Source organism: Altericroceibacterium endophyticum, from assembly GCF_009827595.1.
Lineage (GTDB): Bacteria > Pseudomonadota > Alphaproteobacteria > Sphingomonadales > Sphingomonadaceae > Altericroceibacterium > Altericroceibacterium endophyticum.
On sequence record NZ_WTYT01000007.1, the window covers coordinates 154,382 to 166,970 of the forward strand.

Here is a 12,589-nt window from a genome sequence, read left to right on the forward strand (position 1 = left end):
GGATTGCGGCCGGGCGGGATTCGTCCGGCCACATTTCTATGGCGAGCAGAACAGCCAGATTAAGCCATTTATCCCACATTATTGCTATATTGAAAAATGTGGGATAAAACGCCGCCATGTCTGTTATTCAGCCCTTTTCCGCCGAGCAGGAACGTGCGCTCATCAATTTGCGGCAACGCTATGAAGCGTGGATCGATGCCGAGCGGGAATTGTTCCGATTGCCGTATGATCTGCGGCGCAAGACTGTTGGTGCCTATGAATATCTCTACGAAATATTGGACAGGTCGGGCAATGGCACCAGTCTGGGCGCATGGGATGATGACAAACAGGAGCGCTTCGATAGCTATCGCGCGGCGAAGCAATCGGCCAAACAGCGCCGAGATGGGGCCAGCGACACTCTGAGCGAAAGCAGCCGGATTGCGCGTGCTTTGCGGCTGCCGCTCTTATCGGCGGATGCGGGGCCGATCCTGCGCGAGGCCGATCGGCGCGAATTGCTGGGCAGTCATTTGCTGGTGGTGGGCACCAATGCCATGGCCGCCTATGCGATTGAGGCGGCCGGCAGCTTTATCGGGGTGCCGGATGAAACCGAAGATTTCGATCTTGCTTGGGCGGCGGATGAGGCTGGCGATGAAGCGCTGGTCTGGGAGATGCTGAAGGCGGTTGATCCGACTTTTGCCGTCAATTCGGAACGCGATTTTCAGGCACGCAATGCCAAGGCTTATGAAGTGGAATTGCTGGTCGCCCCTTCCCGCGCCGCCACGCTCGCCATGACGGACCGGCCCAAACCCGTGCCGCTGCCGGAACAGGAATGGCTGCTTCCCGGACGCCGGGTGGATCAGGTCGTCCCCTGCCGGGATGGCACGCCCGCGCGCATCATTGCCCCCGATCCGCGCTGGTTCGCGCTGCATAAATTATGGCTGGGCGCGCAGGATAAACGCAATCCGCTGAAACGCCGCAAGGATCTCACGCAGGGCAAGGCCTTGCTTGATACGATCAGCGAGGCGATGCCGCTCTATAAATTGGACGATGCCTTTGCCAGCCAGCTGCCGGCAGAATTGGCGCCGATTTTTGCCGATTGGCAATCAACACACGACCAGAAAAACTGACCACGCGGCTATCGCAGATAGGGACGGATTGCATCCAAGGCCTGGCTTGAGCCGGCAAGGCTGAATTTGTGTGACTTACCGTCGAAGCTGACTTCGACCCATTGGGCTGCGCGGATATTCTGCACGAAGCGGTTGGTCATGCCCATGCCGGCGGTGGTGTAATTGTCGAACAGAACGTCACTCATCCCGCTGGCAGCGAAATCATAGGCTTGGCCATTGGAGAAACTGATCTTCACGTCGGCGCCCTTTGTCGGCACCTGACCGCCCAGAGTGACTGAAACGCTGCAATTATCGAAGCTGCAAGACCCGCCTTCTCCCAGAGAATTGACCATATCCGAACGCGTGATCCAGATTTCATTGCCGCGTACCCGGCGCGGGCTGACCTCGCCAGTTGCATTCGTGTAGGTCCAGAATTCTGCACCACCTTCCAGAGACGCCTCGAAATACCATCCATCCGCAGCAGCCGGAGAGGCCGCGGCAAGAAGCAGGGCGGTAAACAGAAATTTTATCACTTCATATCCTCGTCAATTACGGGCGGATAACCTTGAGCGCAGCGGTATAGTGTCAGGCAGATATAACCAGAAATGTCAGGTAGCCTGCATAACAGGTCAGGAGCAAAAAGCCTGCAAGGCGTGATATGTGGCGGCTGAAGACGACAAAGCCCAGAATGGCAAAAGCCGACAGGACCATCACCCCCAGATCCACCGGCAGCATATCCGCCGGCAGCGACCCCGGCGCCAGCGTCATGGTGGAGCCGCCAATGAAGAGGATGTTGTAAACATTCGACCCTGCAACATTGCCAAAGGCCAGCTCGGATTCCCCTTTGCGCACGGCCACGATTGCGGTCACCAATTCGGGCAGTGACGTGCCGATTGCCACCACGGTGAGGCCGATCACCGTCTCGCTCATCCCGACAAGCTCCGCCAGATCGATCGCGCCGGACACCAGCATCTGCCCGCCGCCGATCAGGACAGCTAGGCCCAGCAGGGTGAGCAGCACCGGACCGACCCAGCCAGTAGGCACTTCCTCTGTCTCGATCCCAAGGGCATCGGCACTTTGCGCATGGCGGCGTCCGCTGCGCAGGCAATAGAACAGATAGACAAACATCGCGGCCAGCATGGCGAGGCCAATCGCCAGATCCGCCATACGCGTTGCCGCCAGAGTGAAGAGCATCAGTGCCGCGCCGCAGCCGACCAGCGGATCACGCAGCGCGCGGCCCGGCGGAATGATGATCGGCGCGACAATAGCAGCGCCGCCCAGAATCAGCAGGCTGTTGGCAATGTTCGATCCGGCTATATTGCCCCAGGCGATGGCGGGCGATCCGGCCAGAACGGCCTCCACGCTCGTCACCAATTCGGGCATCGAAGTGCCGAAACCGACCACCACCAACCCTATGACCAAGGGGGACAGCCGCGCCTTCAGCGCCAGCCCGGTGGCCCCGCGGACCAGCAGCTCCCCGCCGCCAACCAGCGCGGCCAAGCCGGCGACCACCAGAATTATCGAAAGGATCATGCGGGTTCTTTGGCCTCATTCCGGCCGGCAAAGAACAGGATCGCAAAACCGGCCAGTCCGGCGATGATCGATCCGCCCAGCACGCCAACCCGTACCAGATCCTGCAGTGCGGGATCATCAAAGGCCAGACCGCCGATAAACAGGCTCATCGTGAAGCCAATGCCGCACAGGAAAGCGAGGCCGACAATATGGCTCCACCCGGCCCCTTCGGGCATGGGCGACAAGCCGCCGCGCACCGCCGCGAAGATCGCGCCAAAGATGCCGACTTGCTTACCGATCAGCAGGCCCAGCGCAATGCCCAGCGGGAGCGGGGAAACCAGCGCATCACCGGACATTCCGCCCAGCGCCACACCGGCATTGAAGAAACCGAATAGCGGGATGATGCCAAAGGCAATCCACGGGTGAAGCCCATGTTCGAGCCTGTGCAGCGGGGAATGCCCGCCACTTTCGTCCGCAGTTGCGGACGGCGTCTGGGTAGCCGCCTTGTGCACGGGCTTGGGTTTGAGCGGAATGGTCAGCGCCACCGCCACACCGGCCAGCGTTGCGTGCACGCCCGAGGCCAGCACCGCAGCCCAGATGGCGAGGCCGACAATGCCGTAAATGCCCAGATGCCGCACACCGGCGCGGTTACAGAGAATCAGCACGGCGATGCCAGCAAAAGCGAGGCCCAGCGGGACCAGCGCCAGCTCCGCCGTATAGAACAGCGCAATGATCAGCACTGCCACCAGATCATCGATCACCGCAATCGCCGTCAGCAGAATTTTCAGCGACGCCGGGGCCCGGCTGCCGAGCAGTGCCAGCACACCCAGCGCGAAGGCGATGTCGGTCGCGGCCGGAATGGCCCAGCCCCGCACCAGAGCAGGGTCGCCCCCGGCGATCATCACAAACACGATCGCGGGCACGGCAACGCCCGCGCCCGCCGCTAAAGCGGGCAGGATACGGGCCGTGGGTGTGGATAGTTGCCCTTCCAGAAATTCGCGTTTTATTTCGAGGCCGACCAGCAGGAAGAACAGCGCCATCAAGCCGTCATTGATCCAGTAAGACAGCGTCAGCGGCCCGATATAGCTGGCCTTGGCCGCAAAATATCCATCCGCAAAGGGCGTATTGGCCACGATCATCGCGGCCACCGCCGCACCCATCAACAGGATGCCGCCGGCGGCTTCGATCCGCATGAAATCCCGGAGAGCCTCCAGAATGGCGATCGGTGCTTTTGCTATAGCCTTCATCGTTCGTCAGGGCTCCTTAAACAGGAAGATTACCATGCAGCGGTAGGCGACCATTCTTAAGGTAACGATGTTACCGCTATCTGGTTGCGCAAAGAATTCGTGGATCGGGCCGGCGGCTTCCCCTGTCCGGCCCGGCTACTGCCTGCATGTTGTCCGGATTGCGTTTCAGCCGGGCGAAAAAGGCGCGCGGCCACTATCGAATGCCAGCTTTAAGCGCCTCCCCGGCATCGCCGCTTTCAGCATCGAGCGGCGTTGCTGACTGATTTGCTGCAACATTCGGAATTCGAGCAGATCACGCGCCGCCTGGCCGATGGTGGCGGCATAGTCATCAAGCTTTGCCCGCAGATCATCGCGCAGCGCGTCCATCCGCCGCAACATGCTTCTGCGCCCTGCTTTCCGATCCGTCGTGATCAGATGCAACCGGCTTGCCACTTCAATCGTCAGATCGCGTTCCAACTGTCGGTTCTGAGGCATTGATCGGTCCTTCTCCTGTGTCGTCCAGCAAAAGATGTGACGGCGGCGGGGTAATGTCCAATCGATTGATGATGGTAAAAGTGATAGGTTTTTACTATCATGCTGACCATGCCCAAACTGCGCCAGCTCGAATATCTCGTCGCGCTCGACGATCATGCCACTTTCCGCAAAGCCGCTCAGGCTGTGGGCGTGTCTCAACCCACGCTGACGCAGCAGGTGCAGGCGCTGGAGGCGCGGCTTGGTGCCCAATTGGTGCAGCGCAAATCATCACCGGTCAGCCTGACCCCGATAGGCCGCGAAATCGTCAGCCGTGCGCGGCGCATCCTGCTGGGCATCGATGAAATCCGCAAATTCGCGAGCGAGGACAGTGTCGGCGTTGCCGGGATCGTGCGTCTGGGCATTTCCGCCACGCTGGGCCCCTATCTGATGCCCGAAATCGTCGCCGGATTGCACCGGGATTTTCCCGCCATGCGGCTGCATTTGGTGGAGGGTATGCTGGATGACCAGCTGCCCTTGCTGCGCCGGGGGGCGCTGGATCTCATCATTGCCACCGGCACGGTCCGCAGTCAGGATCTGGAGACGGTTGCGCTGTTTGATGAACCTTTGCGACTGGTGGCGGCACCCGATCATCCGCTGGCCTTGAAATCTGGTCTTTCCTGCGCCGATCTGGCCGGGGCCAAAGTGCTTGGACTGGGCAGCGGCCATGTGTTGCAGCATATGATTGCCGAACAATGCATCCATCATTCGATGGAGCTGCTGGCCGATTACCAAGGCTCCAGCCTCGACAGTCTGTGCCAGATGGTCGCATCGGGAATGGGGATTGCGATATTGCCCGATCTCTATCTGCGCTCTGCCGTTGGCGGGCGCAATGTGGTGCAGCATCTGCAAGTCGGCGGATGGTCGGCCTGCCGCCCGGTCTCGGCCGTGTGGCGCGCCGATGCGGGGCATAAAAGCCATGCTGAAATCGCGCAAAGGATTCGCCAGACCGCACAGGTGCTCTGAATGCCTTGCCTGCGCGCCCAAATCTGCGGGCGGATCGGCCTGATTTCATGAAAATGCCGCAGGACGCACATTGCAATCGCGCGCCCTGCGGCCGGTTCGCTCAGAAACTGGTGCCGATCCGCACGCCATATTCGCGCGGCGCACCATAGAATTCATTCATATTATACTGGCCCACAGCATATTTCTCCTTGGTCAGGTTCGTGCCGTATAATTCGACGAAACTATCCCCCTTCGCCAGCGTCAGCGACGCTGAGACCAAATCGAACGCGGGGAGTTGGTCCGAAACCGGCGAATAAGCCAGATAGGTGAAGCGTTTTGACGTATGGGCAAAATTCACCCGTGGGGTCAGCGTCAGCTCATCATTCAGCCATGCTTCGTAACTGGCGCTGAGATTGACGGTGAATTTGGGCGAATAGAGGTTCGGCCCGCCATCCGTCGTCACGATGGCGCTGCTGTAATCATAGCAGACCGGCGGGTTTGACGGCGTGCCCGCGGGGCATTGCGGGCCCAGAGTGCCACCGGGAATGAGCCGCTGATTGACAAAGGTCAGGCCATCCAGCTTGGAATCCACATAGGCCCCGCTCGCATCGAAGGAAAAACCACCGAATTTGGCCTGAAGCTGCGCCTCCACCCCTTTGATCGTCCCTTCGGAGATATTTTCTACGCCGGTCGTCCCCGTGGCAGGCTGGAGCACTTCGAACTGGAAATCCGAATAATCATTGTAAAAAGCATCGACCTGCAAGCGGATGCGGCGATCGAGCAGGCTGCTTTTCCACCCGATTTCATAATTCCACACGATTTCCGGGCTGAATTCGGAAATCTGCGAATTGAATCCGCCCGGCTTGTATCCGCGCGCAACGAAGGCATAGAGCAAATTGTCGTCATCGACGTCCCAATTGATGGCCGCCTTGCCGGTAACGCGGCCATCCTTATGCGAACCGCCCAGATCGCTGACAATCTGACCATCCGCTGGGAAGCCCGGTATTCCGCGGCCAATCCGCACGAAGCCCTCACCCGTCGCCTTGTAATGCGAATAACGCACACCCAGTTCGAGCTTCACATCCGGCACGATGCGATAGCCCGTCTGGGCGAAAATGCCGGTGGTCGTGCGCTGATTGTCCGGGGTGATATCGGTCGGGAAGCCTGCCTGATTTTCAAAGATCCGCACAGTGATATCATTGCGCTGGAAATAACCGCCAATGATCCAGTCAAAGCGCTGGCCTTCGGGGGAGATCAGGTTGATTTCCTGACTATATTGCCGCTCTCCGGCGAAATAATCCTGCACGATCTCGCCCCCGACACTCACCGGGGCCTGGCTGCCGTCAAAATCGAGAAAGCCGCTGATCCGTTTATATTGATAGCCGGACAGTGAACGCAGCACCGTGCCGCTATCAAATTCCTGCCGCAATTCGAGACTGGTGATGAAAGCCCGTTCATGCAGGCTGGTCGGCGTGTCGTAGCTCAGCGTATAAATATCGCCTTCGCGATAGGGGCCGAACTGCGTGCCGGCGATCGGGCGATAGGCATAGCCACCGGTGCGCCGATCATTGAGCTGCGCCTTCAGCAAGGCCTGGAAAGAACCGGGGTTCCAGCGCAGTCCAACGCGGCCCGCCTTTTCATTGAGCCGTCCCGCATCATTATCAAACGGCCCGACATCTTTGTAAAAACTGTCACGCCGGGTGAAGATACCCGCGGCGCGGAACGCCAGATCGGGCGCCAGCGGCAGGTTGATCGCGCCTTCTGCGCCATAGCGGTCAAGATTGCCCGCTTCGGCCCGAACATAACCGCCCACCCGGTCAAATTCAGGGTTTTGCGAATTGATGAAGATCGCGCCGCCGGTGGAGTTGGAACCGACCAATGTGCCCTGCGGCCCGCGCAGAACTTCGATGCTGGCAAGATCGAAGAAACTGTTGGCCTGCACGATCGGGGGCTGAAACAGCCCGTCGACATAGGTGGCCACGCCCGCCGTGACATTGGGCGAATTGCTGGCCAGCCCGATGCCGCGAATATTCACGGCCTGCGTAATCCCGGCATCAGTGATCGACAAAGCAGGTGCGGCAGCCTCCAGATCGGAAATGTCCGCGATATTCTTCGCCCGCAAATCATCGGCATTGAAGGCGCTGGCGGCAACTGCGACATTTTGCAGATTTTCGGTCCGGCGCTGGGCGGTCACGACGATTTCGTCGAGCCCGCCCATATTCACCACTGGCGGCGCGGCGCTGTCCTGGGCCAAGGCGGGAACCGCCAGAACGCAGCTGACAAGCGCAGTGCTGCTCATCGCAAGAATGCGAAACATACAAACCTCCCAATAGTATTACTTTTTTGTTTTTATGTACTTGGTTTACTTATTCCGGGGACCAGGCCGAGGTTGCCTTCAGAAAGGCAGCGGTCTCGTCTGAAGCGGCCATATTGCCCGGCGGGAAATAGCTCAGCTTCACCACGATGGTTTCGGTCTTGGGGTCGACATAAATATACTGCCCCTGCAACCCGATCGCGGAATAAGCGCCTCCGCCAAAGGTCCACCATTGCATGCCATAGCCGCCTTCACCGTTGCCTTCGGTCGGCGCGGTGGACATCTTGACCCAATCCTCCGGCACGATCTGATGCCCATTCGCGCGGCCGCCCTGCATCATCATCAATCCGACCCGGGCAAAGTCGCGCAAGGTGGCGTTGTAACCCGCGCCATTGAATTCGCGGCCCACACCCGGCGGGCCATCCATGATGAAGAAGCCGTCACTCTCGGCCCCCAGCGGTTCCCACAAGCGCTGTGTCATATAACCGGCCAGCGTGTTGCCGCCGCTTACCTGTTCGAGCAACCAGCCCAGAACCGCGGTATCGAGCGTTCTATATTCGAAGGTTTTACCGGGTGTCTCCACGCGCTTTATGGTCCGCGCCGGATCGGCAAAACGTGCGACATTCTTCACCAGCGCATTGATGTGGTTTTTCGCCGCCGCGCCGGGATGGGCGAAATCATAGCGTTCTTCATAATCCACGCCTGATCGCATTTGCAGAAGCTGGCGAATGGTAACGCCTTCATAGCCGCCGCCCTTGAGTTCCGGCAGATAGGTTTCAATCCGGTCATCGAGCGATTTGATCCGCCCTTCCTGCAACGCGATGCCGACCAGTATGGAGGTCAGCGATTTGGTCATCGACCACCCGATGAAACGGGTCTGCGGATTGGTGTTGTTACGGTAATTTTCGTAAACGATATGGCCGTTTTTCATCACCAGCAGAGCATTGGTATAGGTCCGGTCGAGAAACTGCTTCGGCGTGTAGCTCTGCCCGTCATAGTCATAGGTATAATTCAGCGCATGGTCTTCACGCGGCAGGTGCCAGATGGGGCCGGAGCGTGGCACGCTGCGCGTGGTGAACAAGGTATCCATGCTGCGAAATGTCAGCGCGTTGACATCCGCATCATTCATCACCCAGCGCAATTGCTGGATGGCGATGGGCACGTCCGATTGCGGGTCCTGCGTCAGTTGCGGCGGTAACTCGGTCTGCGCTGTTGCCACGCCCGGTACAGCGCATATGGCCAGCGCGGTCGCCGCCTGCAGGAGCCAGTGATGCATCCTCTTTTTCATATAGTTTCTCCCTTTTATGGAAGAAACTATACGCGCGCTGCGGTCAGCCGATTAGTCCCATTTGGGATATGAAACCCGCTTTTGCAGCGCTGTGGTCGAGCGAACTCTCAATGCGGTTTGCGCCCCGGTGCCGGGCGCACGGGGCCGGCCGAGCGCGTGGGCGGTGTGAGCTGCGTCAGCACGGACTGGCAGATTTGCCGGACCAGATCGGCCTGACGCGGCGATCCGGTCTTGAACAGCGCCTGCTTCAACTGGTTGCGGGCGCTCCCCTCCGCAATGCCGCGCTGCAGGGCATATTCGCGCAAGGTGTGGCCGGAACACAGCGATGATGCCACCCGCGATTCCGCCTGGGTCAGCCCGAAAAGCGGTGCGATAAACTGCGGATCGATGACCGGGCAGCGCCGCGGTTCCTTCAGCAGCAGCAAGTGCCGTAGCTGGCCGTCCGGCTGCCCCTCACCCAGTGGCCGCACCATGATATGCATTTCTTCCGCGCTACCGTGCCCCAGCGCTATGGTGCGGATATTGGCGCGCTCCGGGTCGCCATCATTCCCGCTCACGCGCAGCAATTGATCGAGCCTGTCCGCTTCCGCGCGGTCCTGCAGCAACAGTTTTTCACCAAGGCTGCGCAGGAAATGCGGAGACTGATCCATGATCTGCCGCGCGGCATCATTGGCCCATTCGATCCGCCGCATGCCATCACACACCAGCAGTGGCAGATTGAGCGCGTCGAGAATCTGGTCGCTCTGCTCGCTATCCTGACGGTTTCGCTCCAGCGTTCCGGCCAGTTGCATCGCGCGGTCGAAATGCGGCGCCAGTTCCAGCAGCAATTTGTGATCTTCACGCGTAAAAGCGCGCCCATCGCCATAGGCGCGGTGCAGGATCAGGGCGAAGGGGTGCCCCCCTGCTCCCATCAGGCCCAAGGTGATCGATTCCCCCAGACCGATCTTGCGCAGGCGATCACGCAAAGCGACAAATCTCTGATTATCGCGGGGAATATAATCGCCGTCCTGCAGGATTCTATGCGGCTCCAATCCGCCCGCCTGGTTCAGATCAAGCCGGGGATTGGCGCTGTTATTGACCAAAGCATCATGCTGTGCCGCATGTTCGAGGGAATAGCTGTCACGCACGGCCCAGATCTGGTCCAATACGCCATTCTTGTTGCGAAACATCTGAAAGGCTGCGCTGCGCGCGCCCAGATTGTGGCATAAACGGTCCAGCAGCGCGGGCCATCGCTGAGGCTCCGCCGGACAGGCATACAGATCCAGCAATATATCTGAGACGAATGCAGTCATTCTTCCCACCTTTTTCCAATCCTCCCGGCCGCTGCATTCTTGAATCGATGCCGTCGACCTATGGTGTTCAGACTATTGCCTTTTCGAACGAACTCAAGCTCGGTCATTTACAACGAAACAGGTGTTTTTTGCTGTATTTGTGCGTCGCTTCCCGCGCGGTGCTCAGGACAAAGTTCACACCTGCTTTGCCTCCATCCCTATGGGCCATCTTTAGGGGCGGCGGCGGGGTGGCTGTTTCATGGAGGCGGCAGGTCGATTTTTGGATCGAAAATTGGCGTTATTTGCGCTATCCTGATCCCATAGGGCCGCGCGCCACGCGCGAGAGGCCAGTGATGGAGAGAGACGGAACATGACAACAGATAACCCCAATCTGCATTATGAACTGAAAGATGTGGGCCTGCGCGCACAGGCAACAGCGATCGGGCTGGTACAGCTCTGCAAGGAATTGCAGCTGGCTGGCGTGCTGAGCGATGACGCCGTGGGCCGGATCAAGACCGCCATTGCGGACGAGATTGCCCTGACAGCCCCGCGGTCGATCCGCCGGGATGCTTTCCGTCAGGATGTCTGCACCCGGTTGGATGAGATTTTTTCGGGGGGCAAAGATCTCGGCACTGGCGAAGGGCTGGCATACCGCACTGAAAATGCCGAACCCGTGGGCTGACACCTAAGCTTCGGGCCGCGCTGGGGAATAGCGCGGCACCGACACCGGGTTGATCGGGGTGACAGCCGATCATATCTATGGGGGAGCCAGATAAGGAGAACCGACGTGAACAACAGGATCAACAAGCAAATCTGTTCTTTCCTGTTGAATAATGTGGTTCTCTATTTTGGCTCTTCTCACTCTCGACGCGCTGTCGGCGCGCACAGCTGATCGACGCACCCTATTTCGTGATCTGACCCTTTTCCTCGATACAGAAAGGGTTGGGCTGGTCGGGCGCAATGGCTCCGGCAAATCGACACTTCTGCGCATGATCGCAGGACAAAGTGACACCTATTCTGGCACCATCAGCCTGTCGGGTTCGGCCGGCTTGCTGCAGCAGGAATTGCCGGCAAGCTGGACCCTTGGCGAGGCGCTGGGCATCGCTCGTCCGGCCGAAACACTGCGCCGCATTCTTTCCGGGAACGGCACCGCTGATGATTTCGCCAGCGCTGACTGGAATCTGGAAGAGCGCATGGCGCACGCGCTTGAGCTGGTGGGCCTCCCGCAAATGCCGCTTGAAAGGCGCCTTGGCACTTTGTCCGGCGGCGAACGGACACGCATCGGCGTTGCGCGCTTGCAGATGGAAAAGCCTGACCTGCTGCTGCTGGACGAGCCGACCAACAATCTCGACGCGGCAGGACGCAGCATGGTCGGGAAATTGATCCGCGAGTGGCGCGGCGGCGTGCTTGTCGCCAGCCATGATCGTGATCTGCTGGAAAATATGGACCGTATCGTCGAGCTTACCCCCATCGGAATACGCAGCTTTGGCGGTGGCTGGTCAGACTTTGAACAGGCGCGCGAAAGGGAAAGAGATCGGGTGGCCGAAGACAAGTCGCGCGCCGCGTCGGCCCTTCGTCAGGCAGAGCGCGCGGCTCAGGCGCGAGTGGAAGCCAAGGCACGACGGGACAAGGCAGGCCGCGCCTTCGCCGCGCGGAAATCGGAACCGAAGATCCTGCTCGATGCCCGGGCAGAGCGAGCGGAAAATAGCGGCAGAAGGGAACGCTGGGTCACAGACCGCATCATTAACGACGCCAGGAAACGTCAGGATGAGGCGCGGGCAAAATCCGAAATCGTGACGCCAATAAGGATCGAGGTGCCCAAAAGTGGATTGCCGAAAGGCGCGCGCGTGCTGGCGCTGGAGGGTGTCGAGGCCGAGAATGGCGCAAAGCGGCTTGGCCCATGGAGCCTGCATGTCGAGGGGCCGGAGCGGATAGCCATAGAAGGGGCGAATGGCGCAGGAAAGACAACCCTGCTGAAGATAGCCGCCGGGCTGCTTGCCCCCGTCAAAGGCCGGGTCTGGCGGAGCGAGGGCGGGATTGCCTTGCTGGACCAGCATGCCGGGATGCTCGATAGCGAGGCCAGCGTCGTCGATAATATCCGTGCCTTCCACCCGGAACTCGACGCGGAAAGTGCCTTCGCTCTCTGTGCCCGCTTCGCCTTTAGAAATGACGCGGCGCGCAAGCTCGTCGGCACGCTTTCAGGCGGCGAAAAGCTGCGCGCCAATCTGGCCGTTACGCTTGGCGGTATGGCTGCGCCGTGGTTGCTCATGCTGGATGAACCGACCAATCATCTCGACATAGAAACCGTCGAGCTGCTGGAAAATGCTCTGCGGGATTTCGATGGCGCCCTGATTGTCGTCAGCCACGACCGGTCTTTTCTGCACAGGATCGGAATCGAGCGGGTCGTGGAGCTTTAA

The 12,589-nt window shown here is 59.7% G+C and carries 11 protein-coding genes; 4 read left to right on the forward strand and 7 right to left on the reverse strand.

Annotation, left to right across the window (positions count from 1 at the left end):
• The first annotated feature begins 116 nt into the window (after positions 1-116).
• On the forward strand, positions 117-1,106 hold the full coding sequence (locus tag GRI91_RS15415) for a GSU2403 family nucleotidyltransferase fold protein (RefSeq protein WP_160737592.1): 990 nt from the start codon (positions 117-119) through the stop codon (positions 1,104-1,106).
• Between the two features lie 8 nt (positions 1,107-1,114).
• Here the strand turns inward: GRI91_RS15415 and GRI91_RS15420 are convergent, their stop codons facing one another.
• The 4 genes from GRI91_RS15420 to GRI91_RS15435 all read right to left on the reverse strand — a co-directional run bounded on the left by GRI91_RS15420 (position 1,115) and on the right by GRI91_RS15435 (position 4,318).
• Complete coding sequence (locus GRI91_RS15420; RefSeq protein WP_202385627.1) at positions 1,115-1,618, reverse strand: hypothetical protein; 504 nt, start codon at positions 1,616-1,618, stop codon at positions 1,115-1,117.
• Between the two features lie 52 nt (positions 1,619-1,670).
• Positions 1,671-2,618: a calcium/sodium antiporter gene (locus GRI91_RS15425; RefSeq protein ID WP_160737593.1), complete on the reverse strand. Its 948-nt coding sequence runs from the start codon at positions 2,616-2,618 to the stop codon at positions 1,671-1,673.
• Positions 2,615-3,844, reverse strand: a complete 1,230-nt coding sequence (gene nhaA / locus GRI91_RS15430) for a Na+/H+ antiporter NhaA (protein WP_160737594.1) — start codon at positions 3,842-3,844, stop codon at positions 2,615-2,617. Before nhaA ends, GRI91_RS15425 begins: the two co-directional genes overlap by 4 nt.
• 165 nt (positions 3,845-4,009) lie before the next feature.
• Entirely contained in the window at positions 4,010-4,318 is a 309-nt protein-coding gene (locus tag GRI91_RS15435) for a hypothetical protein (RefSeq protein ID WP_160737595.1), read from the reverse strand.
• A 108-nt stretch (positions 4,319-4,426) separates the two neighbouring features.
• Between GRI91_RS15435 and GRI91_RS15440 the strand changes: the two genes are divergently transcribed.
• On the forward strand, positions 4,427-5,320 hold the full coding sequence (locus tag GRI91_RS15440) for a LysR family transcriptional regulator (protein ID WP_160737596.1): 894 nt from the start codon (positions 4,427-4,429) through the stop codon (positions 5,318-5,320).
• 100 nt (positions 5,321-5,420) lie between these two features.
• Here GRI91_RS15440 and GRI91_RS15445 read toward each other — a convergent pair whose 3' ends face one another.
• The 3 genes from GRI91_RS15445 to GRI91_RS15455 all read right to left on the reverse strand — a co-directional run bounded on the left by GRI91_RS15445 (position 5,421) and on the right by GRI91_RS15455 (position 10,193).
• Entirely contained in the window at positions 5,421-7,616 is a 2,196-nt protein-coding gene (locus GRI91_RS15445; RefSeq protein WP_160737597.1) for a TonB-dependent receptor, read from the reverse strand.
• Positions 7,617-7,665: 49 nt separating this feature from the next.
• Positions 7,666-8,901, reverse strand: coding sequence for a serine hydrolase domain-containing protein (locus GRI91_RS15450; protein WP_237437952.1), 1,236 nt, complete (start codon positions 8,899-8,901; stop codon positions 7,666-7,668).
• A 107-nt stretch (positions 8,902-9,008) separates the two neighbouring features.
• Positions 9,009-10,193 carry a helix-turn-helix transcriptional regulator gene (locus GRI91_RS15455; RefSeq protein WP_160737598.1) on the reverse strand — a complete coding sequence of 395 codons (1,185 nt, stop codon included), beginning with the start codon at positions 10,191-10,193 and terminating at the stop codon, positions 9,009-9,011.
• Positions 10,194-10,542: 349 nt separating this feature from the next.
• Between GRI91_RS15455 and GRI91_RS15460 the strand changes: the two genes are divergently transcribed.
• Positions 10,543-10,854, forward strand: a complete 312-nt coding sequence (locus GRI91_RS15460; RefSeq protein ID WP_160737599.1) for a hypothetical protein — start codon at positions 10,543-10,545, stop codon at positions 10,852-10,854.
• 166 nt (positions 10,855-11,020) lie between these two features.
• The gene (locus GRI91_RS15465) at positions 11,021-12,589 is read left to right on the forward strand and encodes an ABC-F family ATP-binding cassette domain-containing protein (protein ID WP_337190393.1); all 1,569 of its coding nucleotides are present in this window, start codon (positions 11,021-11,023) and stop codon (positions 12,587-12,589) included.